The 26,333-nt window shown below is 64.9% G+C and carries 27 protein-coding genes; 19 read left to right on the top strand and 8 right to left on the bottom strand.

What is annotated here, in order from left to right; genetic code table 11:
- From E4K65_RS20645 to E4K65_RS20630, 4 genes are read left to right on the top strand one after another with little or no spacing between them, the layout of a single operon-like run.
- The gene (locus tag E4K65_RS20645) at positions 1-420 is read left to right on the top strand and encodes a hypothetical protein (protein ID WP_135175728.1); all 420 of its coding nucleotides are present in this window, start codon (positions 1-3) and stop codon (positions 418-420) included.
- A complete protein-coding gene (locus tag E4K65_RS20640) occupies positions 417-896 on the top strand; it encodes a rod-binding protein (RefSeq protein WP_167770977.1) in 480 nt (159 codons plus the stop codon). Before E4K65_RS20645 ends, E4K65_RS20640 begins: the two co-directional genes overlap by 4 nt.
- A gap of 42 nt (positions 897-938) precedes the next feature.
- Positions 939-1,451, top strand: coding sequence for a flagellar biosynthesis protein FlgN (locus tag E4K65_RS20635; RefSeq protein ID WP_135175726.1), 513 nt, complete (start codon positions 939-941; stop codon positions 1,449-1,451).
- Entirely contained in the window at positions 1,448-1,906 is a 459-nt protein-coding gene (locus E4K65_RS20630) for a hypothetical protein (protein ID WP_135175725.1), read from the top strand. The genes E4K65_RS20635 and E4K65_RS20630 overlap by 4 nt, the downstream gene beginning before the upstream one ends.
- Before the next feature lie 211 nt (positions 1,907-2,117).
- On the opposite strand, the gene E4K65_RS20625 is transcribed toward E4K65_RS20630, so the two are convergent.
- On the bottom strand, positions 2,118-2,888 hold the full coding sequence (locus E4K65_RS20625) for a response regulator transcription factor (RefSeq protein ID WP_027546136.1): 771 nt from the start codon (positions 2,886-2,888) through the stop codon (positions 2,118-2,120).
- An 822-nt stretch (positions 2,889-3,710) separates the two neighbouring features.
- Here E4K65_RS20625 and E4K65_RS20615 point away from each other — a divergent pair.
- Positions 3,711-4,658: a hypothetical protein gene (locus tag E4K65_RS20615; RefSeq protein WP_135175723.1), complete on the top strand. Its 948-nt coding sequence runs from the start codon at positions 3,711-3,713 to the stop codon at positions 4,656-4,658.
- Between the two features lie 13 nt (positions 4,659-4,671).
- Here the strand turns inward: E4K65_RS20615 and E4K65_RS20610 are convergent, their stop codons facing one another.
- Positions 4,672-5,250, bottom strand: coding sequence for a MarR family winged helix-turn-helix transcriptional regulator (locus E4K65_RS20610; protein WP_135175722.1), 579 nt, complete (start codon positions 5,248-5,250; stop codon positions 4,672-4,674).
- Between the two features lie 641 nt (positions 5,251-5,891).
- On the opposite strand from E4K65_RS20610, the gene E4K65_RS20600 reads away from it, so the two are divergent.
- On the top strand, positions 5,892-6,779 hold the full coding sequence (locus tag E4K65_RS20600) for a dienelactone hydrolase family protein (protein ID WP_135175777.1): 888 nt from the start codon (positions 5,892-5,894) through the stop codon (positions 6,777-6,779).
- A gap of 58 nt (positions 6,780-6,837) precedes the next feature.
- Here the strand turns inward: E4K65_RS20600 and E4K65_RS20595 are convergent, their stop codons facing one another.
- Together E4K65_RS20595 and E4K65_RS20590 are read right to left on the bottom strand one after the other, a co-directional pair.
- Complete coding sequence (locus E4K65_RS20595) at positions 6,838-8,106, bottom strand: serine hydrolase domain-containing protein (protein ID WP_135175721.1); 1,269 nt, start codon at positions 8,104-8,106, stop codon at positions 6,838-6,840.
- Between the two features lie 122 nt (positions 8,107-8,228).
- A complete protein-coding gene (locus tag E4K65_RS20590) occupies positions 8,229-9,080 on the bottom strand; it encodes an SDR family oxidoreductase (RefSeq protein ID WP_135175720.1) in 852 nt (283 codons plus the stop codon).
- 156 nt (positions 9,081-9,236) lie between these two features.
- On the opposite strand from E4K65_RS20590, the gene E4K65_RS20585 reads away from it, so the two are divergent.
- Positions 9,237-9,953: an HAD family hydrolase gene (locus E4K65_RS20585; RefSeq protein ID WP_167770996.1), complete on the top strand. Its 717-nt coding sequence runs from the start codon at positions 9,237-9,239 to the stop codon at positions 9,951-9,953.
- 67 nt (positions 9,954-10,020) lie between these two features.
- Here E4K65_RS20585 and E4K65_RS20580 read toward each other — a convergent pair whose 3' ends face one another.
- Entirely contained in the window at positions 10,021-10,428 is a 408-nt protein-coding gene (locus E4K65_RS20580; RefSeq protein ID WP_027546142.1) for a nuclear transport factor 2 family protein, read from the bottom strand.
- An 89-nt stretch (positions 10,429-10,517) separates the two neighbouring features.
- Positions 10,518-12,002: a mannitol dehydrogenase family protein gene (locus tag E4K65_RS20575; RefSeq protein ID WP_135175719.1), complete on the bottom strand. Its 1,485-nt coding sequence runs from the start codon at positions 12,000-12,002 to the stop codon at positions 10,518-10,520.
- 144 nt (positions 12,003-12,146) lie between these two features.
- Between E4K65_RS20575 and E4K65_RS20570 the strand changes: the two genes are divergently transcribed.
- The 6 genes from E4K65_RS20570 to uxuA all read left to right on the top strand — a co-directional run bounded on the left by E4K65_RS20570 (position 12,147) and on the right by uxuA (position 18,377).
- Positions 12,147-12,980 (top strand): FadR/GntR family transcriptional regulator, encoded by an 834-nt coding sequence (locus E4K65_RS20570; protein WP_135175718.1) that lies wholly within the window; start codon positions 12,147-12,149, stop codon positions 12,978-12,980.
- Between the two features lie 87 nt (positions 12,981-13,067).
- Positions 13,068-14,027 (top strand): sialic acid TRAP transporter substrate-binding protein SiaP, encoded by a 960-nt coding sequence (locus tag E4K65_RS20565; protein WP_167770995.1) that lies wholly within the window; start codon positions 13,068-13,070, stop codon positions 14,025-14,027.
- Positions 14,028-14,138: 111 nt separating this feature from the next.
- The gene (locus tag E4K65_RS20560; protein WP_135175716.1) at positions 14,139-14,717 is read left to right on the top strand and encodes a TRAP transporter small permease; all 579 of its coding nucleotides are present in this window, start codon (positions 14,139-14,141) and stop codon (positions 14,715-14,717) included.
- A 4-nt stretch (positions 14,718-14,721) separates the two neighbouring features.
- Positions 14,722-16,128 carry a TRAP transporter large permease gene (locus tag E4K65_RS20555; protein WP_027546146.1) on the top strand — a complete coding sequence of 469 codons (1,407 nt, stop codon included), beginning with the start codon at positions 14,722-14,724 and terminating at the stop codon, positions 16,126-16,128.
- Entirely contained in the window at positions 16,125-17,174 is a 1,050-nt protein-coding gene (locus tag E4K65_RS20550) for an L-idonate 5-dehydrogenase (RefSeq protein WP_135175715.1), read from the top strand. Before E4K65_RS20555 ends, E4K65_RS20550 begins: the two co-directional genes overlap by 4 nt.
- A gap of 15 nt (positions 17,175-17,189) precedes the next feature.
- A complete protein-coding gene (uxuA, locus tag E4K65_RS20545; protein WP_135175714.1) occupies positions 17,190-18,377 on the top strand; it encodes a mannonate dehydratase in 1,188 nt (395 codons plus the stop codon).
- Positions 18,378-18,416: 39 nt separating this feature from the next.
- Here uxuA and E4K65_RS20540 read toward each other — a convergent pair whose 3' ends face one another.
- Complete coding sequence (locus E4K65_RS20540) at positions 18,417-19,355, bottom strand: LysR family transcriptional regulator (RefSeq protein WP_135175713.1); 939 nt, start codon at positions 19,353-19,355, stop codon at positions 18,417-18,419.
- Positions 19,356-19,566: 211 nt separating this feature from the next.
- On the opposite strand from E4K65_RS20540, the gene E4K65_RS20535 reads away from it, so the two are divergent.
- From E4K65_RS20535 to E4K65_RS20510, 6 genes are all read left to right on the top strand, one after another.
- Positions 19,567-20,649: an ABC transporter ATP-binding protein gene (locus E4K65_RS20535; protein ID WP_167770976.1), complete on the top strand. Its 1,083-nt coding sequence runs from the start codon at positions 19,567-19,569 to the stop codon at positions 20,647-20,649.
- A gap of 36 nt (positions 20,650-20,685) precedes the next feature.
- Positions 20,686-21,402, top strand: coding sequence for an HAD family hydrolase (locus E4K65_RS20530; RefSeq protein ID WP_135175711.1), 717 nt, complete (start codon positions 20,686-20,688; stop codon positions 21,400-21,402).
- Positions 21,403-21,417: 15 nt separating this feature from the next.
- Positions 21,418-22,725 (top strand): NAD(P)/FAD-dependent oxidoreductase, encoded by a 1,308-nt coding sequence (locus E4K65_RS20525; protein WP_167770975.1) that lies wholly within the window; start codon positions 21,418-21,420, stop codon positions 22,723-22,725.
- A gap of 28 nt (positions 22,726-22,753) precedes the next feature.
- A complete protein-coding gene (locus E4K65_RS20520) occupies positions 22,754-23,803 on the top strand; it encodes an ABC transporter substrate-binding protein (protein ID WP_167770974.1) in 1,050 nt (349 codons plus the stop codon).
- Between the two features lie 85 nt (positions 23,804-23,888).
- The gene (locus E4K65_RS20515) at positions 23,889-24,701 is read left to right on the top strand and encodes an ABC transporter permease (protein ID WP_135175775.1); all 813 of its coding nucleotides are present in this window, start codon (positions 23,889-23,891) and stop codon (positions 24,699-24,701) included.
- Positions 24,698-25,483 (top strand): ABC transporter permease, encoded by a 786-nt coding sequence (locus E4K65_RS20510; RefSeq protein WP_135175708.1) that lies wholly within the window; start codon positions 24,698-24,700, stop codon positions 25,481-25,483. Before E4K65_RS20515 ends, E4K65_RS20510 begins: the two co-directional genes overlap by 4 nt.
- Before the next feature lie 142 nt (positions 25,484-25,625).
- On the opposite strand, the gene E4K65_RS20505 is transcribed toward E4K65_RS20510, so the two are convergent.
- Entirely contained in the window at positions 25,626-26,276 is a 651-nt protein-coding gene (locus tag E4K65_RS20505; protein ID WP_135175707.1) for a TetR/AcrR family transcriptional regulator, read from the bottom strand.
- Positions 26,277-26,333: the final 57 nt, after the last annotated feature.

Below are 26,333 nucleotides of genomic sequence, written 5' to 3'. Positions count from 1 at the left end.
ATGAGGTCGCGCGCAGACAAGCTCGGTCGGATGGTCTCGCTCGTGAAGCTCCAGCTCCGGCTGTCCGAATGGCAGCTCGCACACTTGCGGCAGCAGGAGCGCAGCTTGCAGGACGAGCAGGAATGGCTGGTCGGGGCGCTGAACGAGGGGAGGCCGCCGGCGGGATCGTCGAGCGAGTCGATCGCGCGGCGCCTCAACAGGACGAGCGTCGGTGCGCGCGCCGTGAAGGAGCAGGCTTCGCGGCAGCTCGACCAGGTTCGTGCGGAGAGCCGGCGTGTGAAACAGCTCGAGGAAGTCGCCAAGGCGGCGCTCGCGGACAAGCTTCGCGAGGCGGAAAAGCGCTCGCTCGAGGAGATGACGGGAACAAGCCTCACCGTGCGCGAGTGGACGCCACGGCCAGCCAGCCGGAACAAGACATGATCGTGACCGCGACGCCCGACCTCGTCCTCGACGTTCTCGAGGCCGCCGACCCCGTGACGCAACGCGCGGCGACCGCGAAGCTCGATGCGCTGAAATCGTCGAACGCCGATTTCGCCGCCACGATGGACGCGGAGGCCGGCAAGGCCGAGGCGGCTACTGCCGGTCAACCCGCGGCGCAGGTTTCCGAAGCGCAGTCGGGGGCGGTGAACGGGGCCCCGGTGCAGGTGATCAAGGCGCCGGCGTCCGGCGACGTCTACCGGAAGTTCGAGGCGTTCATCCTCCAGACCTTCGTCGAGACGATGCTGCCGAAGGAATCCGAGGAACTCTTCGGCAAGGGGACCGCCGGCAGCGTCTGGAAGTCGATGCTGGCGGAGCAGCTCGGCAACCAGCTCGCGAAGGGCAAGGGCATCGGCATTGCGAGACAGCTTGCCGGCGCGCATCCGGAGGGACCGGACGTGACGGGGAAGGCCGGATGATGATCCGGGAATGGGTGACAGAAGTTGAGGGGTGAATTTCCAATGCAGGCACAAGAAGGCGCGGCAGCCCTGGTGATGGAGCAGCCGGTCGTGGACACCGGGGCAATGACGGTTGAAGCAGCATCGGACGATGCGCTGTTGCCCGTGCTGCTGTCGAACGTCGGCGGCGAGGCGGTGGTCGACGGCGCCGAGGCGGCGAGAGCGGACGAGGTGCGCGGCCTTCTGGCGGCGATTCGCCGGCTCGAGGCTATCGTCGAGGAGGAGACGGTTGCGCTAGCTACGGGCAAGAAGATCGATTTCGACGACTTCAGCGCCCGCAAGAGCCGGAGCATGCTCGAGTTCGTCCGCCTGATGCGGGCGCGGATGCATCTCGGCAGCGAGGTTGAGATCACCGAGGAGATCCAGCGGTTGCGCGAGAAGCTCGAGCGGAATCGTTCCATCCTCGAAATGCACTACGACGCGGTGCGCGAGGTCGCGACCATCATCGTCAAGGCGATCAGGGATGCCGATTCGGACGGCACCTACACCGGTCGCGAAGCGCAGGACGGAAAATGATCAGACTCGTGCTTGCCGGGCTCTGGGTCTGCATCCTCACGGCAGGCACGAGCTACGCCGTGGCCTATTGGAAGGAAAACGGCAGCCTGCTGCCGGCAAAGGACGCATATCTCGACGGCCTCCAATACCAGAAGACGCGGGCGCTGAGCGTGCCCATGGTCGAGAACGGCAATGTGCAGGGCTACATCGTCGCGCGCTTCGTCTACACCGTGGAGGCGCGGACCATGCACCAGCTCAACGTTCCGCCGGAGCCGTTCGTCGTCGATGAGGCCTTCCGCAGGATCTATGCCGACGACCGCCTCGATTTCAGGAAGCTCGCCCGTTACGACCTCTCGATCCTCACGACGGGCATCAAGCAGCGCGTCAACCAGCGGATGCAGGCCGACGTCGTCCAGGACGTCCTGGTCGAGGACTTCAACTACGTCTCGAAAGAAGAATTCCAGCAAAAGCCCTAGAGCGTGATCCGGACAGGCGCGAAGCGGCTTTCCGGGAGGACCATGCTCGACCAGGATTCCAAAGCGGGCCTGATCTCGTCGCGCTTCGGTATGGCGGCGCCTCGTGCCGCGAGGCCTGCGTTCTGCCGTCTCCGCCGCTGAAAGTGCAGCGGCCTCTGCGAAGGTGCTCCGCAGAGGCCGTTGTCGTTTTCCGCGGCAGCGCTCTGCCGCGTCAGTTTCCGGCTGGATAGGCCGCCGGGACGGCATGCGCCCTGTTGAGGAGGATGCCGACCTCGTCGAGATCCTGCATCGGCACGTCGACGGTCTCGCCGGCGGGGATGTTGAGGCGGTATCCGACGTAGCGCCGGGCCACGATCGCGTCGAAGCCGAGGCGGTCGCGGAGCTTCTTGCGCAGTTTGCTGACGTGGCTCTCGATCACGCTCTCGTCGAAGGTCGACTCGAAGATGCCGTAGACCGCGTTGAAGATCTGCGTCTTGGTGATCCACTTGCCGTGGTTGCTGACCATATATTCGAGAATGCGCAATTCGCGGCGGGGCAGGGTGAGGGCGTGGCCCGCGATCTCGGGGTCGCGTCCGTTGAAGAAGACCTGGATCCTGGTCTCGCAGGGTCTCGGCAGCTCGCCCACCCGGCGGCGCGCGATCGCGGCCGTTCGGGCAAGTATCTCGCGCAGGTGAATCGGCACGTACACGACGTCGTCAACGCCCGATTCGAACAGCTCTAGCGTGCTCTTGAGCATCTTCTGGCCGCTCATGGCGATGATGGGCGCCGAGGAGCGCTTGCGCATCGCCCGCGGCAGGCTTCCGCGGGCGTCGCAGTCCCCGAGGAGGAAGGCGTCGACCGCTGCCAGGTCGGATTCACTCGCAGATTGCAGCCAGTCCCAGAATTCTCCGGAGGAGAAGCCGATCGACGATACGCCTTCGCGAACGAGCCCTCCAACATAGCTGTTCGCGACGCTCTCGCGATCATCAACGATAATATACATCAGTCTTTCGCCCCTGTTTCGCACTTGTCGCGGCCGGTGGGTTGTTGTGATGCCCGGCTCGGCGACCGTGCTGTTTGACGATATTTCCATCCCGCGAACCGTTGTTATGGTTTCGATATTCGCGGGCAGCCCTACGCACTCAGTGCCTGCGTTTTCCGCGGGCCTGTTACTTCGACTCGATACTGAACGCTTACTGCGTGAGGCCCGGCGGGTGTCTTGCGGATCACCTCGCGGAGCGGATTGAGACAGCGACCTAGAACAGTTGCGTCAAGTTGCTTATCACGTCCGAACGCTACCGAACTTTGCTGATCTCCTCGCCAACTGGCGAGAATCACTTGAGTAGGACCGTAACAATTGCCGATTTCCGATCAAGCGCGCGCAACAAAGCGATTGCTATGTGTGTTTGATGTTGTTGATTTGTTTCGAGTTGTTTCTTGATATATTCAATCGTATCAGTTGATTTGGATTCCGAACTAGTTTTGCACCGTGACGGTTCTATAGTTCCGCATCCTCGTATAATCACAGCTGTTTTGGGTGCTGCTGCGGGGTAGGCGCATGGAGGGGTTTTCAACCCCGGATTGACTCTCTCCACCGCTTTTCCACATGCGACAATTCGACTCATGTACGGCGAGGCGACTCCAGCTTGGCGAAATCTTGGCGAGGGTGTGTCTTTCGAGTCGCACTCTTGCCACGTGCGTGACGCTTTCGACTCATGCGACGTCGCGTCGGGCGCGATGAAAAGATTTCGATGCGCACGTTTCGGGCAAGCTTCGACAAATAAATTCGTCGTTCGATAGATCGAACCGAACGGAGCATTCTTGCATGTTGTCCGATGGAAAAGCTCGTCCCAACGAGACTGCTGACGTTTCCGCGGCGGCGAAGCCGGCTCCGGCGCCAGGCAATACAAAGGACAACGCGACGCAAACGGCCAAGCCCGCCGCGAGCGCGAAGCGTGCGTCGGCTGCGGCGAGCGATGAAGCGTTGGCTAAAGAGGCGCTCGAGGGGCTGAAGCGCATTCGCGCCAAGGCGCGCCTCGACAAGATGGCGATACCCAAGCCTGCGCCGGTCGTGATGAAGCCGGCCGTGATCGTGGCCAAGCCGCCGCCGCCCCGTCCGACCTGGGTCGCGCCGCTCGCGACATTGGCGGTCGCCGCCGTGCTGGTGGTCTGCGCCTGCACCGGCGTGATCGCCTATCTCACCACGCAGCCCGCCCAGAACAATGTCGCGGCCAATACGGAGATCAGGAATCTGCGCGAGACCGTCGCCCAGTTGCGCAAGCAGGTGTCGGGCGTGTCCGAAAATCTCGACGGCCTGCGCACCGCGGTCGATCAATCGAGCAAGGCGACCAATGATCGCTTCGGCAGGTTTGCCGAGAATCTGGACCGCATCGAGCGGGTGAGCTCGTCCTCGACGGTGAAGCTCGACAAGCTCGCCCAGGCGCAAGCCCAGGCTCCGGCGCCGACTTTGGCGCAATCGCAGCCGTCACAGGCCGCGCCCATGATGGCTTCGCTCGCAGCGCCCGAGGTCACGGGCTCGGTGCCTCCCTCCGAGCGCGCATCGGCGCCGCGGAAGGTGGTCAAGGGCTGGTCGGTGCGCCAGGCCTATGAGGGGATTGCGATCCTGCAAAGCCCGAACGGCGTCATCGAGGCCGTGCTGGGGCAGCAGGTGCCCGGCCTTGGCCGCATCGAGGAGATCCGGAACGAGAACGGGCGCCTGGTGGTCGAATCCAGCGGGGGCGTGATCTATTCGTCGCGCAAGGCAACGCCCTGATCGACGGCGCCTTCTATTGGCGGTGATGCTCGAAGCTGGTGCATAGCAGATCGACCTCCGGCTCCGCGATCGGCGCGCGAAACAGGCGGCAGCTGAACTCGACCGTCGTCTTGCCGTCCGCCGTGGTGCGATCTTCCCGGAGGAAGATGCAGCGCTTGCAGATGTCGGTATGGTGCCGCTGCTCGGCCGCGTCCGACTGGTCCAGCACGTGGCGGAGCGCGTCGCGGAAGCGGATCTTGGCCTCGTCGTCGAGAACGGCAATCGCCTCGACGAGAACGCTGACGGGGTCGCGCGCCAGGAACTTCTTGCCCTGCTGCGTGACGCTCAGCATCACCGACCGCTTGTCCTTGGCTGAGCGCTTTCGCTCGAGATAGCCGAGCCGCTCGAGCTCACCGATGATGAACGAGGCGGTGCCGCGCGTGGTGCCGACGTAGCTCGCGAGCGCCGAGGGCGTGCGGGAGAACCGGTTGGCGCGGGAGAGGAAGCGCAGCGCCATCCACTCGCGGTCGCGCAAGCCGTGCTTGGTGCCTTCGAACCACAGGATTCGTGCGACCTGCTCCAACAGTTCAATCGATTCGCGAGCCAAATTCATTTCACATCCAGGTCGGATAAAGCTTTATTCAATTGAGCCTTCGGGTAGCGCAATCTGGGTGGACGAGAATGAAACTCTCGGGCGATCCTTGGGCCGGACGGCGGGGCGCACTTGGAAGACCGTCTCTCCGTTTCCGGAGATGGAACTTCCGGCCGTGGAACTAGAGCGTCACAAAGAAAGTTCGAGTAAACCGCACGGCTCAACTCTTCTGAAAATTTCAGTCAAATGACGGCGGCTCGCGTGCGGGATTCCGATAGCGCGCAACATCCGGGCAACATGATGTGTCGTTGCGGCCACCATGGAGCCCATTTGTTGCGGCGAAGCGTTTCGAATTGCGCGAAGGGGCGGAGCGGCTGCAACTTCTGACCGCGTGAGGTGCGGCGGAAGAACCCTCGTTTTCGGTTAACGGATGTTGCGCCGCAGCGCAGCCACGCGGTTAAATCGGGCACACGATCAAATCCGGAAAGCTTGCGCGTGGCCTTGCGCGCGGACGATCGCCGGCCCGCGGCATCATCTCGATCCGGCTCATGCAGGCCTGAAGACTACATGCTCGCAGGCTGGTGATTTGCGTTTCCCCGGCGACTATTGGCGAATGCGTCGCCCCCGGGGGTACCATTGCAGGCAGCAGGAAGGATAGACTGATGAGTTTCGAAACGACCATGACATCCGACGTCGTCGGGCTGACGAAAGTTGCCCCGGTCTCGCGCCGCGGATTCATGAGCGCTACCGCGGCCGTCGCCGCCGGCTACACGCTCGCGGCAGGTCCAGTCCGTGCCGACATCATCACGACGGACACCAGCGGCCTCCAGGCCGGCGACGCCAGGATCAAGGTCGGCTCCGAGGAGATGCCCGCCTATTTCGCCCGCCCCGCCGGCAACACCAAGGCGCCGGTGATCATCGTGGCGATGGAGATCTTCGGCCTGCATGAATACATCAAGGACGTGACGCGGCGCCTGGCCAAGCTCGGCGCATTCGCAATCGCGCCCGACTATTACTTCCGCAAGGGCGTCGACCTGACCAAGGTCACCGACATCAAGGACTTGCTGGCGGTCGTGAATGTGAAGCCGGATGCCGAGCTGTTGTCCGATCTCGATGCGACGGTGGCGTGGGCGGGATCGCAGGGCGGCGAAACCGCCAAGCTCGGCATCATCGGCTTCTGCCGCGGCGGGCGCACCGTCTGGGAATATGCCGCTCACGGCGGTACTCTCAAGGCGGGTGTCGCCTTCTATGGGACGGTGGTCGACCCCGCCAACCCGCTGTGGCCGAAGAGCCCCCTCCAGCTCGCACCCGAGATGAGGGCACCCGTGCTCGGCCTCTATGGCGGCGCCGATACCGGCATTCCCGTCGCCCAGGTCGAGCAGCTCAAGGCGGCGCTCGAGCAGAACAAGAAGACGGCTGAATTCAAGATCTACCCCGAAGCGCCGCACGGCTTCCATGCCGACTACCGCGGCAGCTACCGCAAGGACGCCGCGGAAGATGCCTGGAAGCAGGCCGAGGCCTGGTTCAAGAAATACGGCGTCCTAAGCTGACGCTGGATTCTAGAGGGCGGCCGATCGGCCGCCCTTTCTCTATCAAGGCGCGCTGACGCTACTTCACCATCGCGCCATAGACGATGTCCTGGACCTGCTCGCGATAGTATTTCCGGAGCTCACCGGGCGCCGCCGTTCCCACCACTACGACAAGCCGCTCGTTGGGATCGCAGAAGAACTGCGTCCCGAACGCGCCGTTCCAGGTGAACTCGCCGGGATTGCCGGGGACCGACGACAGCCCTTCGCTGGTGCGGACCGCAACCGCGAGGCCAAAGCCGAAACCGGCGCGATGCGGCTCGACGTTCGCCACGTTGTTCTTGATCTCGGGGCCGAGATGGTTGGTCGTCATGTGATGCACGGTCTTCGGGCCGAGGATGCGCTGGCCGTCGAGCTCGCCACCGTTGAGCAGCATCTGCCCGAAGCGGATATAGTCGCCGACCGTCGCGAACGAACAGGCGCCGCCGCAGTCGAACCTGGTCGGCGTGTCCAGCAGCTTGATGGCTTGCGGCTTCCCCGTCAGCGGATCGTTGGCGAACGGGCGGGCGAGGCGAGGGCGTTGCGCGTCGGTCGGGTGGAAGGTCGCGTCCTTCATGCCGAGCGGCTGCCACACATTGGCGGCGAGATAGTCGCCGAGCCGCTGCTCGCTCACCTTCTCGACGACGGCGCCGAGCACGTCGATCGAAAACCCGTATTCGAACTCGGTCGAGGGCTGATGCGCCAGCGGCAGCTTTGTCATGCGCTCGATGAAGGCGTGGGTTTCGCCTTCGATCGCCGGCGCGACGCCGTCAGGGTATTGCCGCGCCACCGGGCTCGATGAGTCCGGGCGGCCGCCATACATCAATCCGGACGTATGCCGGTAGAGATCGTGGATGAAGATCGGCGAGGCCTGTGGCTCGAGCTTGAGCGAGCCGTCGGATTGGGGCACGCCGACCTTCATGTCGGCAAAGCCGGGATAGTAATCGGACAGCCTGGCCTGGAGCGGCAGCCGGCCCTGCTCCATCAGCGTCAAGCCGGCGACCGCTGCCATCGGCTTGGTCATCGAAGCCAGTGCGAAGATCGCGTCAACGGGCATCGGCGTGCCCTTGTCCGGATCGAGCATGCCGTAGGCCTTGTAGTGCACGAGCTTGCCGTCCCGCGCCACCGCGACGACTGCACCCGGCACACGCTTGGCTGCAATCTCGCGCGCGAAGAAACTGTCGAGCCGCGCAAGACCCTGCTTCGAGAAGCCGGCGTCATCAGGGTTGGCTTCGGGCAGCGGTGCGGCGCGCGCCGCACCGAACGTGATGACGGCAGCCGCCGCCGCGATCATGGCGATCGTCTTCTTCATTGTATCCTCCCAAGGGGCGAGCTCGTTATGCAGTGGCTCGCTGAATGCGTAGATCACGATCGCACCGGAGCGAAGTCAAGCGCGGGCAGGGCATGTCTGGGACGCGTCGGAGATGGCCGAACCTATCGTCCTTCGCCGGCGCGCCACAGCGCATCCAGGCCGTGCCGGTAGGTCGGATGGGCGAGCGTGACGCCGAGCTCGCGCTTCAATTTCGCGTTGGAGACACGGGCGCTGCTGGCATAGAAGCTGCGTGCCATCGCGGACATCTCGGCAGTCCCGAACGCCTCTTCGGGCGGCGGCGCAACGCCCATGAGCTCCGCGGCATAGGCGATCACGTCCTGCGGCGGTGCGGGCTCGTCGTCGCAGACGTTCCAGGTGCCGCTGCCCTGGTGATGAACCGCGGCCATGATTGCACTTGCGATGTCGTCGGTGTGGATGCGGTTGAAGACCTGTCCGGGCTTGATGACGCGCCGGGCCGTTCCGGTGCGCAGCGTCACCAGCGCGTTGCGGCCGGGACCGTAGATGCCTGCAAGCCGCAGGATCGCGACATCGCCGCGCCCCATATCCGTCCAGGCCTGCTCCGCTGCGAGCCGCATGCGTGTGCGGTCGAGGGCGGCCTGCGGCGGCGTGCTCTCGTCCACCCAGCTGCCTGCGTGATCGCCATACACGCCGATCGTGGACAGGTAGATGATCTTGCGTTGACGGCCCGCGGCCAGCACGTCCGCGAAGGCCGCGATTGCGGGATCGCCGCCGCTGCCGGGCGGGACCGATACCAGAAGGACATCGGCGTCGCAGATGCGTTCAGCCGTCTCGCGCGCCGGACGGCTCCCGGAAAACGGATGCACCTCGATGCCTGCAAGGTCGTCCCGTTTCGCGGGATCGCGCACCGTGCCGGCAATGTGCGAGAAGGCGCCGCCGAATCTGCGGACGAAATGCCTGGCGCTGTAGCCGAAGCCTAGAATGAAGAGCCGCATGCCTCTCCCGTGCAGGTCGGAGTTCCCGTTCGCGCCCCGGCGCGCCCCCGCTCATAAGGGATTTTTGGGTCCGGCAAAAGATATTGCAATTTTACGCGCCTGCCAGTGCAGGCGATGATCGCTCGTCACGGAGACGTCATGCGGGAAGTGTCGATCATGCAGGCAGAAGCGGCCACGATTGAGCCAACCGACGCCAGCGAACTGATCCGGCGCGCGGCCGCGCTGATCTTCGATGTCGATGGCACCCTTGCCGAGACGGAGGAACTGCATCGGCAGGCCTTCAACCACGCCTTTGTCCGCCACGGTCTCGACTGGCATTGGGATCGCGCCGTCTACAAGGACCTGCTGCGGGTGACAGGCGGCAAGGAGCGCATTCGCGCTTACCATGGAAGGCGAGAGAACGCGTCGCCATTATCGGATGCCGACATCGCCGAACTCCACCGCGTCAAGACCGCGCATTACGCCGGACTGATCGAGACGGGCTGTTGCCCGCTGCGGCCGGGCGTGACGGACCTTCTCACCGCGGCGAAGGCGCGCGGCCAGCGGCTGGCGATCGCGACCACCACCTCACACGGCAACATCGATGCGCTGCTGTCGCAAGCGCTGGGAAAGCGCTGGGCCGCGGATTTCGATGCGATCGTTGCCGGCGACGACGTCCGCGACAAGAAGCCTGCGCCGGATGTCTATCTCGAAGTCCTGGCGCGGCTGAAGCTGGAGGCTTCCGACTGCGTCGCGATCGAGGATTCCGCCAACGGGATGATCGCGGCGTCGCGGGCGAATATCCCGGTTCTGATCACGCGCAGCATGTTCTTCCGGGACGATGATTTCAGCGCGGCGCGGGTCGTACTGGACGATCTGTCGGGGCTGGGATGAGGTCGCCAACTCAAAAACTGAAAAACAACCCCATACACAGTAGAACGGGCGTGCGTCCCTGCCGCCTTCAGTGAACGCGGTGACTCGTTCTATCGTCTTCAGCCTGCTCGACAATCTGCGCAATCGGGCTCGATTGATGGTGAACCAGGCGCCAGTCGTCGCCGACGCGGCGAAAATGGTTGGCCGCGGCCAAGGCGGTGCCGTCGACGATCTCGATGCAGAGCACGCGCGCGCTGTCGCCGTCGACGATGGCCTGCGGTTCGGCGCAGACGATCTGCGGCCGCTCGGGATTTTGCAGGATGTCGCGCCAGCTCCCGATCACGGTGGCCCGCCCGATGATCGCCGGCCAGCCGGGATGGATGCAGGAAATGGCGTCGTCATCCGCCCACATCCGTTCCATGCCGGCGAAGTCGCCCGTCGAAAAGGCGGCGTAGAAGGCCGCGTTCGCGGCGATGACCTTGCTGTCCTTTGCCATGGCTCTCGGGTGGGCCAAGGACAGGCAAAAATCAAGCGAGACTTCCGTCGATTTTGACCGCAGTGCAGCATCGACGTTCGGGATTGCCGTCACGCGGAAACGTGCGTCTCCACCGCCCGCCGCGCGCCATCCTTATAGAGACGGCCGAGCGCCGCGGTCACGGCCTCGCGCAGACGCGGCTCGGCACCCAGCGGCCCGAACACCTTCTCGACCCCGAGCAGTGCGGGGGCGAGCCGTTCGGCGACGGGGCCCGCCTCGCGCGCCAAGCCTGCGAACTCGCCGGCCAGCGGATCGCGCACGTCGATGGCGCCGCCCTGCTCGTCGCGCGCGGTGACGTAGCGCATCCAGCCGGCGACCGCGAGCGCATGCGTCGCGATCGGCAGGTTCTTGGCGAGGCGATCCCGCATCGCGCCGAGCAGGCGCTGCGGCAGCTTTTGCGAGCCGTCCATCGCGATCTGCCAGGTGCGGTGATGCAGGGCCGGATTGGCAAAGCGCTTGAGCAGCGAGGCACGATAGGCGGCGAGATCAGTGCCAGCCGGCATCGTCAGCGTCACCGCGGCCTCTTCCATCACCTGCGCGGCGAGACGGGCGAAATGCGGATCCTGCATGGTGTCTGCGATGGTCTCGTAGCCGGCGAGATAGCCGAGATAGGCGAGCGCCGAATGGCTGGCGTTGAGCAGCCGCAGCTTCATCAGCTCGAACGGCTTGACGTCGGTGACGAGCTCGACGCCTGTGGCGGCAAGATCGGGCCGGCCCGCTGTGAAGCGGTCCTCGACCACCCATTGCGTGAACGGTTCTGTCATCACGGGCCAGGCGTCGCGGAAGCCCAGCGCCGATGACACCGCATCGCGGTCGGCATCCGTCGTCTCCGGCACGATGCGGTCGACCATGGTCGAAGGAAACGCCGCGGTATCCGCGATCCACTTGCCGAGATCCTTCGAGCGCAGCGCCGCGAACTGCGTCACGATCCGCTGCACGGTGTGGCCGTTGGCGGCGAGGTTGTCGCAGCACAGCACGGTGAAGGGCGGAAGCCCCTGCGCCCTGCGGCGCGCAAGTGCAGCCACGATGAAGCCGGGCGCCGAGCGCGGCGCGTCAAAATTGTTCAGATCGTGCACGACGTCCGGGTGCCGCTCGTCGAGATCGCCGGTCTGCGGCGTGTGGCAATAGCCTTTCTCGGTGACGGTGAGCGAGACGATGCGAATGGCGGGATCGGCCATCCGCTCGATCAGCCGCGCCGGGTTCTCGCGTGCGACGACGCTGTCGAGCAGCGCGCCGATGACGCGGTGCTCGGTGCCTTCGGCAGCACGCACGGCAACGGTGTAGAGATGATCCTGCGGGGTGAGGGCGTCGCGCGTATCCGGGCTGCGCAGGCTCGCGCCGACGATGCCCCAGGATGCGGCCCCGGTGGCAAGGCAATCGTCGATGACGACGGCCTGATGCGCGCGATGAAAGGCCCCGAGGCCGAGATGCACGATGCCGGGCGTGACGCGCGAACGATCATAGGCCGGGCGGCGGATGCCAGGTGGCAGCCGGTCGAGATTGGCGCGGCCAAGGCGCGTCGAATTAAGACGCATGGACGTCTCCCCTTTGCTTTGCCGCTGCTTGACATGGCGCCCGTCCTCGGTCAATGCTCCGGTCAATTGGTAAGACCAATTTTCCAAAAATTGGCGGGCCGCCGGGGGCGATGCTTCCCAGCGAGACCTTTCGGGGAGGCCAGCGTGCCGCTGGAAGCTGTGGAGGCGAGACGGCTCTATCGCCAGGTCGCCGATCAATTGCGAAGCCTGATCGACAGCGGCGAGTACGCGGTCGGCAGCCGCTTGCCGACCGAGCGCGAGCTCGCCGAGCAGCTGAAAGTGTCGCGGCCGACGGTGCGCGAAGCCCTGATCGCGCTCGAGGTCGAAGGCCGCCTCCGTATCCGCGTCGGATCCGGCATCTATGTGATCGAGCCGGCGGCCGTTGCGACGCCCGCAACCGCTTCCGTCATCGAGGGCCCGTTCGAGCTCTTGCGCGCCCGCGAATTCCTGGAAAGCGCGATCGCCGAGCAGGCCGCGCGCGTCGCCACCAGGGACGATCTCGCCCGCATCGACGCGTCCCTTCTCGCGATGGAGAATGTCGAGCATCCCGGCGAAGCCTCGATGGTCCACGACCGCGCGTTCCATGTCGCGATCGCCGGAAGTCTCGGCAATGCCGTTCTGGTGCGCGTGGTCGGCGAACTGTTCGACCAGCGCCTCAATCCCTATTTCGCGCAGCTTGCGCATTATTTCGAGAACCCGGGCACGTGGCGCACCGCGCTCGACGAGCATCGTGCCGTGCGCGATGCGATCGCCGCGCACGATCCGGACGCCGCGCGCGAGGCGATGCGCAATCACCTGGCGCGCTCGCAGGCGCGCTTTGCGCAGAATTTCGGCGCCGTGGCCGCGTCAGGATCGTCCTCGGCACGATCTCCGGCAGCGCCGGCAAAACCAGAACGGGCGCCGAAGAAGCAGGCCGAAAGACAGGCCAAGAAGCAAGCCAAGAAACAAGCCACGAGCGGCAGCGCGCGGCGGCGATGAGATTGGGCGGCCCGCATTCCTTGGAGGCGGGCGAACAAGAAGCAGACTTGAACGATGGAGGAAAAGTCAGTGTTGAAGAAGATGACGATGATGCTCGCGGTCTCGGCCGCGGCGATGTTTGCGACGACCCATGCCGGCATGGCGCAGACCAAGCTCAAATGGGCCCATGTCTACGAGACCTCAGAGCCGTTCCACACCGCTTCGGTCTGGGCCGCGCAGGAGATCGGCAAGCGCACCAACGGGCGTTATGCGGTCGACGTCTATCCTGCGTCCCAGCTCGGCAAGGAAGCCGACATCAACCAGGGCCTCTCGCTCGGCTCGGTCGACATCATCATCTCCGGCTCCAGCTTCGCGGCCAAGAGCTTCGCGCCGATCGGCGTGACCTACTATCCCTACACCTTCCGCGATGCCGATCATCTTCTGGCCTACACCAAGAGCGACATCTTCAAGGAACTCGCCAAGGGTTATGAGGACAAGAGCGGCCACCACATCGTCGCCGTGACCTATTACGGCGTGCGCCAGACCTCGTCGAACAAGCCGATCAAGAGCTGCGCCGACCTCAAGGGCCTGAAGATGCGCGTGCCCGACGTTCCTGCCTATCTCGCGATGCCGCGCGCCTGCGGCGCCAACACCGCGCCGATCGCGTTCGCCGAAGTCTATCTCGCGCTGCAGAACGGCACCGTCGAGGCACAGGAGAATCCGCTGACCACGATCGAGGCCAAGAAGTTCTACGAGGTGCAGAAGCACATCGTGCTGACCGGCCACATCGTCGACCACCTCAATACGGTGGTGGCGGGTGCGCTCTGGAAGAAGCTGAGCGACGAAGACAAGAAGATCTTCACCGACGTGGCGCAGGAGGCCGCCGCCAAGGCGACCGCGGAGATCAAGCAGAACGAGGCCAAGCTGGTCGCCTTCTTCAAGGAGAAGGGCCTGACCGTGACCGAGGTCGACAAGAACGAGTTCCGCGACACCGTACTGAAGAACGTCGCGTTCGAGACGTTCGGCTATCGCAAGGCGGATTGGGAACGGATTCAGGCGGTCAAGTAATTCACGCCGTCATTCCGGGGCTCGCGAAGCGAGAACCCGGAATCTCGAGGTTCCGGGTTCGACGCTGACGCGTCGCCCCGGAACGACGTTCAAGTCCCTAGGAGTAACCCCATGTCGACCGCCGAAATACACCGGCAGATCACCGCGGACGAGATCGCCCACACCTTCGAGGAGGAGGCGGCGCCGAAGGTTGATCTCGGCATCTACGCTTTCGAGGACTGGGTGGCGCTGGCGATCTTCTGGGTGATGGCGCTCGCCGTCTTCCTGCAGTTCTTCACCCGCTACGTCCTCAACGATAGCTATGCCTGGACCGAGGAGATCGCGACCTACTGCCTGATCGGCGTGGTCTTCATCGGCGCCTCGATGTGCGTGAGGCTGTCGCGGCACATCCAGGTCGATCTGATCTATCGCTATCTGCCGCATCTCGTGGCGCGCGCGCTGTCGACGGTCATCGACCTGATCCGGATCGCCTTCTTCGGCTACGCCATCAAGCTGGTCTGGGTCTACATCCAGATCATCGGCGACGAGTCCATGACCACGATCAATCTTCCCAAGGACTACGTCTACTACGCCGTGCTGGCCGGCTTCGTGCTGATGTTCGTGCGCTCGGTGCAGGTGGCGCTGCAACATTTGCGACAGGGCTATTCGATCCTCGAACGTCCCGGCGCCTACGACGGTTTTGAAGGGTAAGGTCATGCTGCTGTTGCTTGGTGGTTTTCTCCTCCTGATGCTGCTCGGTGTGCCCGTGGCGATTGCCATGGCTGCGTCGTCGCTGCTCTACATCTTGGTCAGCGGCGTGACGCCCGACGTCACGTTGGCGCAGCGCATGATCGCCGGCGTCGAGAGCTTTCCACTGCTTGCGGTGCCGTTCTTCATCCTGGCCGGCAATCTCATGAACATCGCCGGCGTCACCGGCCGCATCTACAAGTTCGCGGTCGCGCTGGTCGGCTGGATGCGCGGCGGCCTCGGTCACGTCAACATCATCGGCTCGGTGATCTTCTCCGGCATGTCCGGCACCGCGATCGCGGATGCCGCCGGTCTCGGCACCATCGAGATCAAGGCGATGAAGGATCACGGCTACTCTACCGAGTTCTCGGTCGGCGTCACCGCGGCGTCCGCAACGCTCGGCCCGATCATCCCGCCGTCGCTGCCCTTCGTGATCTACGGCATGATGGCGAACGTCTCGATCGGCGCGCTGTTCCTCGGGGGCGTCATTCCCGGCATCGTCATGACGCTGCTGATGATGGCCACCGTCACCTACTTCGCGCACAAGAACAAATGGGGCAGCGATACGCCGTTCTCCTGGCCGCAGCTCGGTTCGGCCGGGCTCGAGATCGCCATCGTGCTGGCTTTCCCGCTCGCGATCTGGCTGATGGTCGTTGCCGGCATGTCGACCAACATGGCGGTGGTCATCGGGCTCGGCGCGCTGCTCGCGATCGACTGGTACTTCGACTTCTCCGCGGTGATGGCGCTGATGGCGCCGGTGATCCTGATCGGCGGCATGACGCTTGGCTGGTTCACGCCGACCGAGGCCGCGGTCGCTGCCGTGATCTGGTCGCTGTTCCTCGGGCTCGTGCGCTACCGCACCATGACGCTGAAGACGGTGGCGAAGGCGACTTTCGACACCATCGAGACCACGGCCTCGGTGCTGTTCATCGTGACGGCTGCGTCGATCTTCGCCTGGCTGCTGACGGTGTCGCAGGCAGCCCAGATGCTCTCGGACTGGATGCTCAGCATCACCCACAACAAATGGGTGTTCCTAGCGCTCGCCAATGTCCTCATCCTGTTCGTCGGTTGCTTCATCGACACCACGGCGGCGATCACCATTCTGGTGCCGATCCTGTTGCCGATCGTGCTCAAGCTCGGCATCGATCCGATCCATTTCGGCCTGATCATGACGCTGAACCTGATGATCGGCCTGCTGCATCCGCCGCTCGGCATGGTGCTGTTCGTGCTCGCCCGCGTGGCCAAGCTCTCGGTCGAGCGTACGACGGTGGCGATCCTGCCCTGGCTGGTGCCGCTGATGCTCGCGCTGATCGCGATCACCTACATCCCCGAACTGACCCTCTGGCTGCCTAAATACATGGGACTCTCCAAATGACCTCCACTGCTCTCGCCGCAACCCTGTTCGGCCCCGAAGATCTGCGCATGATCGAGCATCCGCTCGACAAGCTCGCATCAGGCATGGTGCGCATCCGCTTCGGCGCCGGCGGCATCTGCGGCTCGGACATGCATTACTTCCGCCACGCGCGCACCGGTGATTTCGTTGTGAAGTCGCCGCTGGTTCTTGGCCACGAGATCTCGGGCGAGGTCGTGGAGATCTCGGGTTCCGCCGCGAACCTCAAGGTCGGCGACCGCGTCGCCGTCAATCCGTCGCGCTGGTGCGGCCATTGCGTCGCCTGCCGCGAGGGCCGGCCGAACCTCTGCGAAAACATCTATTTCATGGGCTCGGCCTCGAAGACGCCGCACATGCAGGGTGGTTTCGCCAACTACTTCGACGCGATCCCCGCGCAATGCGTGAAGATTCCCGACCACGTGTCCTATCAGGCCGCGGCGCTGGCCGAGCCGCTCGCGGTCTGCCTGCACGCGGTCGCGCGTGCCGGCAATATCGAGGGCAAGCGCGGCATCATCTTCGGCGCCGGCCCGATCGGGCTTCTGACCATGCTCGCCGCGCACCGTGCCGGCATGGCCGACGTCACTGTGGCCGACATCGCGCCGGCCCCGCTCGCCTTCGCGACCCGGCTCGGCGCTTCGCATGTCGAGAACGTCTCGGCTGGCGAGGAGGGCCTGAAGGCGCAGGCGGCGTCGCGCCCCTATGACGTCGCGTTCGAGGTCTCGGGCACGGCCGCGGGCCTTGCCAGCGCGATCGGCATCGTCAGGCGTGGCGGCGTTGTGGTGCAGATCGGCAATCTGCCGGGTGGCCAGATCCCGACGCCGTCGAACGCCGTGATGGCGAAGGAGATCGACCTGCGTGGCTCGTTCCGCTTCGGCTTCGAGTTCATGACGGCGGTGGAACTGATCGGCGCCGGCAGCGTCGATGTGCTGTCGCTCGTCACCGCCGAGCGGCCGCTCTCGACCGCGCCCGATGCGCTGCGGCTGGCGCTCGACCGCTCGCAGAGCGTCAAGGTCGTGCTGACCGCGAACTGATCGGAGAGACTCACCATGCTAGAGGGATGGCGCTGGTACGGGCCGGATGATCCGGTCTCGCTCGACGATGTCAGGCAGGCCGGGGCGAGCGATATCGTCTCGGCGCTGCATCAGGTGCCGATCGGGGAGGCCTGGACACGCAAGGCGGTCGAGGAGCGCAAGAACTTCATCGAGAACGGTCAGCCCGGTCGCTCGCCGCTGACCTGGTCGGTGGTGGAATCGATTCCGATCCCCGACGATGTCAAGCGGCTCGGGGGCAAGGCGACGAAGTCGATCGAAGCGTGGATCGCGAGCCTGGAGGCGGTGGCCGCTTCCGGCATCAAGATCATCTGCTACAATTTCATGCCGGTGGTCGACTGGTGCCGTACCGATCTGGAATGGGAGCTGCCGAACGGCGCCCGCGCCATGCGCTTCGACCAGGACCGCTTTGCCGCGTTCGAGCTGCACATCCTGAAGCGGCCGGCCGCCGCGCAGGAATATTCACCGGAGCAGCAGGCGCGCGCCAAAACGCTGTTCGACCAGATGAGCCAGGCCGATATCGACTATCTCGTCATGGTGATCGCCAGCGCGCTGCCCGGCTCGACCACCGAGCCGATGACCATCCCGCAATTCCGCGACCGGCTGGAAACCTACCGCGATATCACGCCAAAGATCCTGCGGCAGCATCTCGCCGAATTCCTTGCGCGCGTGACGCCGGTGGCCGAGCAGCTCGGGGTGTCGCTGACGCTGCATCCGGACGATCCGCCACGCCCGCTGTTCGGCCTGCCGCGCATTGCCTCGACCGCCGACGACTACCAGGCGCTGTTCGATGCCGTGCCGTCGAAGGCGAACGGCATCTGCCTGTGCACGGGCTCGCTCGGCGTGCGGCCTGAGAACAACCTGCCTGATATGGCCGAGCGCTTCGGCCCACGCATTGCATTTGCGCATCTGCGCGCGACCAAGCGCGAGGCCGACGGCCTGTCGTTCTACGAATCCGACCATCTAGATGGCGATGTCGACATGGTCGCGGTGCTGAAGGCGCTGCTGAAGGAGAACGCGCGGCGCGCACCCGACAAGAGAATCGTCTTCCGTCCCGATCACGGCCACCGCATGCTCGACGATCTCGCCGCCACCAAGCGCACCAATCCCGGCTATACCGCGATCGGCCGCCTGCGCGGCCTCGCCGAGCTCCGCGGCGCGATCAGGGCAATCGAGCATCGTTGACGCGCTTCGCCTCTCCCCGCTTGCGGGGAGAGGGGGCGACTAATAGCACGCCGCCATCGCGCCCAGCTTCGGATAGAGCTTGTCGATCGCGGCGATCTCGCTTTTCATCTGCGCGATGATCCAGTCGCGGATTTCGGTGGCGATGGGGCGCATCGGCCGGTTGCGCGGCGGCAGGAATTCGCAGATGCGGCGCGTGGTGGTGAGCGTGTCGGAGGCCGGCACCAGCGCGCCGGTCAAGAGCCAGTGCGAGGCGACCGTCAGCCAGCCCAGCGCGATGCCCTGGCCAAGCAGCGCAGCCTGCATCACGACGGCATAGTCGGTGAAGCTCAGCGCCTTGGCCGCGCCGCGGCGCCCGGTGAGAAGCGATGCGTAATCCGCGGCCCAGTCGCCGGGCGTCTCGGCGAGGCGGATGATGGTGTTGCCCTCGGCGGGATCGGTCGCGCCGAGATAGGCGGGGCTGCACATCGGCAGCATCACTTCCTTCATCACCAGCGTGCCGCCGGATGACGGCTCGTCGCGGTCGCGGAAGCGCATCCCGAGATCGACATTCTCCACCGGCCCGCGCAGCGCGCCGGAGATCAGCTGGAAGCGCAGATCGACCTCAGGAAACTGGCGCTGCAGCTTGTCGATGCGCGGCATCAGCCAATGCGTGGTGAAGGCGGAGGAGACCGACAGCGTCACCGTCTCGGTGCCCTTGCGGCGCCGCTCGATCTCGACGAGGCCGCTCTCGATACTGCGAAAGCCTTCGAGCACGCGGCGATACAAGAGCTCGCCCTCCTCGGTGAGCACCGCGCGGCCAGCCGTGCGATCGAACAGGCGGACGCCGAGATGCTCCTCGAACTGTCCGAGCATGCGGCTCACTGCCGGTTGCGTGACGTTCAGTTCGGCGGCAGCAGCCGTGAAGCTGCCATTGCGCGCCGCTGCGTCGAAGACGAACAGGGCGTTACTGGAGGGCAGCATCCGGCGCAGCTCGGGCATAACGCCATGTTATGGGCGCGGTGAGAATTTGGCAATTGCTGAGTTTTGCCAAGTCTGGTGTCATTGGCATGACAGCCCAAAGACAGGGGCTTCGAGCGAAGGATTGGTTGCAGTGCACGCTGCAACCAGGAGTGCTCCAAATCCCTGTCTATAAAGCAGGCTTATGGCGTGCAGTGAGGCACGCCAGCTCAGGACATGGCGAGGTCGATCGTTGGACAAACGAGCGGAAAGCGTCGAGATCAGGTCCGCAAGCAAGGCTTACGGCGCGGTTCGCGCCCTCGACGACGTGTCCCTCAATGTCGGCGCCGGTGAGTTCGTCTCGCTGCTCGGCCCCTCCGGTTCCGGCAAGACCACGCTGCTCGGCATTTTGGGCGGCTTCATCCTGCCATCGTCAGGCACCATCCTGTTCGGCGGCCGCGACGTCACTTACATGCCGCCGCACAAGCGCGACATCGGCGTCGTGTTCCAGAACTACGCGCTGTTCCCGCACATGAGCGTCGGCGAGAACGTCGCCTTCCCCTTGCGCGCGCGCCGCCTGCCGAAGGCGAGCTGGCCGGACAAGGTGCGCGCCGCGCTGGCGATGGTCGGCCTTGCCGGCTACGAGGAACGCGGCATCGCGCAGCTCTCCGGCGGCCAGCGCCAGCGCGTGGCGCTCGCACGCGCCATGATCTTCGAGCCGCGGCTGATCCTGATGGACGAGCCGCTCTCCGCGCTCGACAAGCAGCTCCGCGAATCCATGCAGATCGAGCTGCGTGCGCTGCACCGGCGCATCGGCGCCACCATCATCTACGTCACCCACGACCAGCGCGAGGCGCTGACCATGAGCGACCGCGTCGCCGTGATGAAGGACGGCCGGCTGATCCAGATCGACGAGCCGGCGCGCCTGCACGACCATCCCGCCGATTCCTTCGTCGCAAGCTTCATCGGCGAGGCGACGATGTTGCCGGTCCGCCGCGTCGATGCCTCCAGCGTCGCGCTCGGCAACGCCCTGTTGCGCAGTGCCCGCGCCATTCCCGACGGCGATGCCCTGATGCTGGCCGTGCACAGCGAGAAGCTGCTGATCGACGACGGCGCGCAGGATGCCGCCTGCAACCGGCTCAGCGGCACCGTCACCGACATCGTCTACCAGGGCGAAAGCCTGCGCATTTTCCTGGCGCTCGAAGGCGGCATCGCGCTCAGCCTACGCCAGCCGAGCTACCACCAGGCCTACAGCCGCATCCCGCCGCTCGGCGGCAACCTCACCGTCACCCTCCACCCCGAGGACACCATCGTCGTGCCCAGGGTGGGGGACTGAACTTAAGCCCAGTCCAACCCGAGAGAAGAGACCAAAATGTCGTCCCAAGCCGCGTTCAGCAATTTCAAGGTCCTCACCTTCGACGTCGTCGGCACCTTGATCGATTTCGAGACCGGCGTGCTCTCCGCGGTGCGCAAGATCTCGGGCAAGTCGCCAGCCGAGCTCAGCGACGAGCAGATCTTCGAACCCTACAAGCGCGGCCGGGACAAGCACTATGAGCGCTCCAGCGAGGCGATGTTCCACGTCTACCGCCATCTCGCCAAGGAGCTCGGATTGCCTTCCGACGATGCGTCCTGCGACGTCTTCCAGCTCTCGGTGCTGCGCTGGGGCCCGTTCGCGGATTCGGTCGAGGCCTTGAGGCGCCTGCGCACGAAATTCCGTCTGGTTGCGATGACCAATGCGGACCGCGTCGCGCTCTCGTGTTACGCGCACGCGCTCGGCAATCCCTTCGACGACACCGTCTGCGCCGACGACACCGGCGTTGCCAAGCCGAACCCGGAATTCTTCGCCTACAACAAGGGCCGCCAGTCGGCCTTCGGCTACAAGCAGTCCGACATCCTCCACGTCGCGCAGAGCCAGTACCACGACATCGGGATCGCGCGGAAGCTTGGCTACAAGGTGTGCTGGATCGAGCGCCGCCAGGGCATCGCCGGTTTCGGTGGCACGCCGGCGGTGGAGACGCTGACCAAGCCGGACTTCCATTTCCCGACGCTGAAGGCGCTCGCCGACGCCGCCATTGGGCCGGCGGCGTAACGCATGAGTGGCAGCATGACACGGAACTGGAGCGCGCTGCCATCGGCCAATTCGCTGTGGGAAGCCACGGCGGAATCGGCGCGCGAATTTCCGGTCCTGTCGGGCGAGCAGCAGGCTGACGTGGTGATCATCGGTGCGGGCTACACGGGCCTGTCCGCAGCGCACCACATCGCCAAAAGCGGGCTTGCCCCTGTCGTGCTCGAGGCCAACCGCCCCGGCTGGGGCGCGAGCGGGCGCAATGGCGGGGTGATCACGGCAAAGTTCCGCCTGTCGTTTCGCGAGATCGACGCCGTGCATGGCCGCACCATGGCGCGGCGCATGTACGAGATCGCGCATGAATCCACCGACATCGTCGAGGAGCTGGTGTCCGAGTTCGGCATCACCAGCGCCGCGTTGACGCGCGCAGGCCAGGTCAAGGCCGCGCATAACGAGACGACCTTGAGGGCCGCGATCGACGAAGCCAATTGGATGACGCGCGAGATGGGCGATGTGGAGGTCCGCATCCTCGACAAGCGCGGGGTGCGCGAGGAGACCGGCTCGGACATCTTCGTCGGTGGTGTGCTCAATCCCGGCTCGGGCGGTATTCATCCGCTGAACTATTTGCGCGGCCTCGCCGACGGCGTGGCGCGCCGCGGTGTCTCCATTTTCCAGGAATCGCCGGTGCTCAAGCTGAGGCGAGAGCAGGGCGGCATCGTCGCGGAGACGCCGAATGGCGCCGTGCGCGCGAAGCAGGTCATCATCGCCACCAACAGCTATTCCGATCTCACCAGCGCCACCGCGCAGATGCAGCGCACGCTGATCCCGTTCCGCAGCGCCATGGTCGCAACGGAAAAACTGCCGCGCAATCTCGCCGGAAAGCTGATGCCGACCGGGCGCACCTATACCGAGACCAAGCGCATGATGCGCTGGTTCCGCATGGTCGACAACCGCGTCATTTTTGGCGGCCGCGGCGCGTTCGGCAAAGAGGACTCCGAAGCCGCGTTCGACGCCTTGCGCAAGGCGATGGTCGGCATCTTCCCTGATCTCACTGAGGTGCCGCTCGCCTACAAATGGTCGGGCCTCGTCGCCATGACGCTGGACTCGGTACCGCATATCGGCCGGCTCGATGACCGCACGCTGTTCTCGATGGGCTACAACGGCGCCGGCGTTGCGATGTCGAGCCTGATGGGGCGCTATCTTGCTGCCTTTGTGCGCGGTGAGACGCCGGATGTCGGTCTGCTCGACGCGCGGCGCATGAAGGCGATTCCGTTCTATCCGCTGCGCGAGCCCGCCGTGCGCATGGTCGCCGGCTGGTACCAGTTTCTCGATGCGATTGGTCAGTGAGATCACTTTGGCGATGGAGGAGGCGAGGATGACGACGAAACAGAATTCTGCATTGGGCTACGCCCTGTTGGGCGCGATCGCGTTTGGCGGCACGGCGGCCAGCGCGGCCGAGCAGATCACCTTCGTCTCGCAAGGCGGCGCCTATCAGCAGGCGCAGACGGTGGCGATCCTCGATCCCTCCGCCAAGAAGCTCGGCATCACCATCAACCAGGACTCCATTCCCGATGCCTGGCCCGCGATCAAGACCCAGGTCGGCAGCGGCAAGCCAATCTGGGATGTCGTCGACACCCCGACGGGCTATTGCCTGCGCGGCGGCGAGCAGGGGCTGATCGAGAAGCTCGACTTCTCGAAGATCCCGAACGCCGCGGCGATGCCGGAGGCCTATCGCAGTCCCTATTCGGTGTCCTACGAGTTCTATTCCAGCGTGCTCGCCTACAGCCAGAAGACGTTCCCGAAGGACGCGCCGAACAGCTGGATCGATTTCTGGGACGTCAAGAAATTCCCCGGCCGCCGCGCGCTGCGCAATCACCCCATCGCCACGCTGGAAGCGGCGCTGATGGCCGACGGCGTCGCACCCGACAAGCTCTACCCGCTCGACGTCGATCGCGCCTTCAAGAAGCTGGAAGAGATCAAGCCGCACATCACGGTGTGGTGGACGTCGGGCGCGCAGTCGGCGCAGCTTCTCAATGACGGCGAAGTCGACATGGAGATGGCCTGGAACGGCCGCGTCAGCGCGGTGGCCAAGGAGGGCGCCAAGGTGTCCTTCACCTACAACCAGGGCATCCTTCAGAGCACCTCGCTCTGCATCCTCAAGGGCGCGCCGAATCTCGAGACGGCGGTGAAATTCCTCAACGAGGCCGTCGATCCCGTGCACCAGGCCAATCTGCCGCTGCACATCGACTACGGCCCGGGCAATCCCAAGGCGTTCGAGACCAACGTGATCAAGGCCGAGCGGGCGGCGCAATTGCCGAGCGAGCCCGCCAACGCGGCCAAGCAGGCGCTGATGTCCTACGCCTGGTGGTCGTCGCCGGCCGGCGAGGCGGCCGAGAAGCGCTGGGCATCGTTCATGCAGAAGTAGGCGTAGAGCTAAGCGAAGCGAGGCAGCGTTGACGATAACAGTGCCAGATCCCTCCCAAAAGCATCAGCGCCGCGAGCACGGCCTGATGCTGGCATTGGTATCGCCGGCGCTGCTGGTGATCCTGGCTCTGATCGTGCTGCCGGTCGGCTGGCTGGCCTGGCAGTCGATCTACCATGACGGCTTCACGCTGGAGAACTATCGCCGCGTCTTCACCGAAGACATCTACTGGCGCAGCTTTGCGCTGACCTTCGAGATCAGCCTCGCGGTCACCGGAATCGCGCTGCTGCTCGGCTATCCCGTGGCGTACCTCGCCAACTCTGTGCCGAAAGGGTGGAGCATCCTCATCCTTTCGCTGGTCGTGCTGCCGTTCTGGACCAGCGTGCTGGTCCGCGCCTATGCGTGGCTGGCGCTGCTCCAGCGCACCGGCGTGATCAACCAGCTCTTGCGTTACCTCGATGTGATCTCCGAGCCGCTCGCGCTGGTGCACAACACCTTCGGCACGGTGGTGGCGACCGTGCACATCCTGCTGCCGTTCATGGTGCTGCCGCTCTATGCCACCATGCAGAAGATTCCCGGCGATCTGATGCAGGCCGGCGCCAGCCTGGGGGCCAGCCCGTCGCTGACCTTCGTCCGCGTCTTCCTGCCGCTGTCGCTGCCGGGCGTGCTCGCGGGCTGCACCATGGTGTTCGTGCTCTGCCTCGGCTTCTACATCACGCCGGAATTGCTTGGCGGCGGCCGCACCGTAATGGTGTCGATGCTGGTGAGCCGCAATGTCGAGCTCTACAACCAGTTCGGCGCGGCGAGCGCCGTCGCCGTGGTGCTGCTCGTCAGCGTGCTCCTGATCTTCCTCGTCGTCAGCCGCTTCATCTCGCTCGATCGCATATTGGGGCAGAAATGACGCGATTGTCCCCCGCACGGATCGTCCTCTACGTGATCAGCGCGCTGGTGCTGGTCTATCTGATCCTGCCGGTGCTGATCATCGCGCCGATCTCCTTCTCCAGCGCGCGCTTCCTGACCTTCCCGCCGCCGTCCTTCTCGTTGCGCTGGTACGAGCAATATTTCGCCAACCCGGCCTGGATGCAGGCGACGCGGGTGACGCTGACGGTCGCGTTTTTCACCGTGGTCATCGCAACGCCGCTCGGGGTTGCCGCCGCCTATGCGATCAGCCAGTCGAAGCTGCGCATCATGCGGATCATCCACATGGCGCTGCTGCTGCCGCTGGTGGTGCCGATCATCATCACCGCCGTCGGCATCTTCTTCGTCTATGCCAAGGTCGGCCTGGTCGCGACCCTGCCGGGCCTCGTGCTGGCGAACGTGATGCTGGGCCTGCCATATGTGGTCATTTCCGTGCTTGCGGGGCTCCAGAGCTTCGATCCGGCGCAGGAGATGGTGGCGCGCAGCCTCGGCATGAACCGCCTGCGCAGCTTCTTCGCGGTGACGCTGCCGCAGATCAAGTCCAGCGTGGTTGCCGGCGGCATCTTCGCCTTCATCTCGGCGATGGACGAGACCATCGTCGCGCTGTTCATCTCCGGCGGCCAATACCAGCCGCTGACCAAGCGCATGTTCACCGCGCTCCGCGACGAGATCGACCCGACGATTGCCGCGATCTCGACGCTGATGACGGCGGCCTCCTTCATGCTGGTGCTGCTGGCGAGCACGCGGCAGAAGCGGAGTGGGTGAGGGGGCTGCTACTCCGCTCTCGGTGTCATCACCCGCGAAGGCGGGTGATCCAGTATTCCAGAGACGTAGTGATTCCTCGATAGGCTGCGGCGTACTGGATGCCCCGGTCAAGCCGGGGCATGACAGCGCGTGTGTGGAGTCGCTAGGCCTTCGCCGCCAGCCACGCCAAAATCATCTCCACGATCTGCGTCCGGCTCTTCGCCAGCACCCTGGGCTCGCTGAGGTCGCGGTCGAACAGGGCGCCGAAGGTGTGGCGGTTGGCGACGCGGAAGAAGCAATAGGAGCTGATGGCCAGGTGCAGGTCGATGGCGTCGACGTCGTCGCGGAAGACGCCCTCAGTGCGGCCGCGCCTGAGGATGCCGTCGAGCGTCGCGATCACGCTGGCGTTGAGCTGGCGCAGTTGCAGGTTCTGCTTCAGGTGCTTGCCGTGATGGATGTTCTCGATCGAGACGAGGCGGATGAAGTTCGGATTGCGCTCGTCATGGTCGAAGGTCGCCTCGATCAGCCGGCGCAATCCCTCGCGCGCCTCGCAGCTTTCGATGTCGAGCTGATCCTCGAGCGCGCGGATGCTGCGATAGGCCTCCTCCAGAACCGCGAGGTAGAGCTGCTCCTTGCCGCCGAAATAGTAATAGATCATCCGCTTCGACGTGCGCATTCGCGCCGCGATCGCATCGACGCGGGCGCCGGAATAGCCCTCCGAGGCGAATTCGGCCATCGCCACTTCGAGGATGTCGCGCTTGGTACGCTCGGGGTCGTTGGTGCGCTTCGATGGGGGCGGCATGCGCTCGAGCATCACTGTTTCTCCCGCCAGTTTCCACGGAAACCGGGAGCGCGGCAACCCGAACGACGA

It is taken from the genome of Bradyrhizobium niftali (assembly GCF_004571025.1).
In the GTDB taxonomy this organism is placed as follows: domain Bacteria; phylum Pseudomonadota; class Alphaproteobacteria; order Rhizobiales; family Xanthobacteraceae; genus Bradyrhizobium; species Bradyrhizobium niftali.
This window is presented reverse-complemented; position numbering and strand designations above follow the sequence as displayed.

Excerpts from the sequence above, each read along its gene's own strand:
- E4K65_RS20645 (WP_135175728.1), top strand. The coding sequence starts at position 1 with ATGAGGTCGCGCGCAGACAAGCTCGGTCGGATGGTCTCGCTCGTGAAG.
- E4K65_RS20640 (WP_167770977.1), top strand. The coding sequence starts at position 417 with ATGATCGTGACCGCGACGCCCGACCTCGTCCTCGACGTTCTCGAGGCC.
- E4K65_RS20635 (WP_135175726.1), top strand. The coding sequence starts at position 939 with ATGCAGGCACAAGAAGGCGCGGCAGCCCTGGTGATGGAGCAGCCGGTC.
- E4K65_RS20630 (WP_135175725.1), top strand. The coding sequence starts at position 1,448 with ATGATCAGACTCGTGCTTGCCGGGCTCTGGGTCTGCATCCTCACGGCA.
- E4K65_RS20625 (WP_027546136.1), bottom strand. The coding sequence starts at position 2,888 with ATGTATATTATCGTTGATGATCGCGAGAGCGTCGCGAACAGCTATGTT.
- E4K65_RS20615 (WP_135175723.1), top strand. The coding sequence starts at position 3,711 with ATGTTGTCCGATGGAAAAGCTCGTCCCAACGAGACTGCTGACGTTTCC.
- E4K65_RS20610 (WP_135175722.1), bottom strand. The coding sequence starts at position 5,250 with ATGAATTTGGCTCGCGAATCGATTGAACTGTTGGAGCAGGTCGCACGA.
- E4K65_RS20600 (WP_135175777.1), top strand. The coding sequence starts at position 5,892 with ATGAGTTTCGAAACGACCATGACATCCGACGTCGTCGGGCTGACGAAA.
- E4K65_RS20595 (WP_135175721.1), bottom strand. The coding sequence starts at position 8,106 with ATGAAGAAGACGATCGCCATGATCGCGGCGGCGGCTGCCGTCATCACG.
- E4K65_RS20590 (WP_135175720.1), bottom strand. The coding sequence starts at position 9,080 with ATGCGGCTCTTCATTCTAGGCTTCGGCTACAGCGCCAGGCATTTCGTC.
- E4K65_RS20585 (WP_167770996.1), top strand. The coding sequence starts at position 9,237 with ATGCAGGCAGAAGCGGCCACGATTGAGCCAACCGACGCCAGCGAACTG.
- E4K65_RS20580 (WP_027546142.1), bottom strand. The coding sequence starts at position 10,428 with ATGGCAAAGGACAGCAAGGTCATCGCCGCGAACGCGGCCTTCTACGCC.
- E4K65_RS20575 (WP_135175719.1), bottom strand. The coding sequence starts at position 12,002 with ATGCGTCTTAATTCGACGCGCCTTGGCCGCGCCAATCTCGACCGGCTG.
- E4K65_RS20565 (WP_167770995.1), top strand. The coding sequence starts at position 13,068 with ATGATGCTCGCGGTCTCGGCCGCGGCGATGTTTGCGACGACCCATGCC.
- E4K65_RS20560 (WP_135175716.1), top strand. The coding sequence starts at position 14,139 with ATGTCGACCGCCGAAATACACCGGCAGATCACCGCGGACGAGATCGCC.
- E4K65_RS20555 (WP_027546146.1), top strand. The coding sequence starts at position 14,722 with ATGCTGCTGTTGCTTGGTGGTTTTCTCCTCCTGATGCTGCTCGGTGTG.
- E4K65_RS20550 (WP_135175715.1), top strand. The coding sequence starts at position 16,125 with ATGACCTCCACTGCTCTCGCCGCAACCCTGTTCGGCCCCGAAGATCTG.
- uxuA (WP_135175714.1), top strand. The coding sequence starts at position 17,190 with ATGCTAGAGGGATGGCGCTGGTACGGGCCGGATGATCCGGTCTCGCTC.
- E4K65_RS20540 (WP_135175713.1), bottom strand. The coding sequence starts at position 19,355 with ATGCCCGAGCTGCGCCGGATGCTGCCCTCCAGTAACGCCCTGTTCGTC.
- E4K65_RS20530 (WP_135175711.1), top strand. The coding sequence starts at position 20,686 with ATGTCGTCCCAAGCCGCGTTCAGCAATTTCAAGGTCCTCACCTTCGAC.
- E4K65_RS20525 (WP_167770975.1), top strand. The coding sequence starts at position 21,418 with ATGACACGGAACTGGAGCGCGCTGCCATCGGCCAATTCGCTGTGGGAA.
- E4K65_RS20520 (WP_167770974.1), top strand. The coding sequence starts at position 22,754 with ATGACGACGAAACAGAATTCTGCATTGGGCTACGCCCTGTTGGGCGCG.
- E4K65_RS20515 (WP_135175775.1), top strand. The coding sequence starts at position 23,889 with ATGCTGGCATTGGTATCGCCGGCGCTGCTGGTGATCCTGGCTCTGATC.
- E4K65_RS20510 (WP_135175708.1), top strand. The coding sequence starts at position 24,698 with ATGACGCGATTGTCCCCCGCACGGATCGTCCTCTACGTGATCAGCGCG.
- E4K65_RS20505 (WP_135175707.1), bottom strand. The coding sequence starts at position 26,276 with ATGCTCGAGCGCATGCCGCCCCCATCGAAGCGCACCAACGACCCCGAG.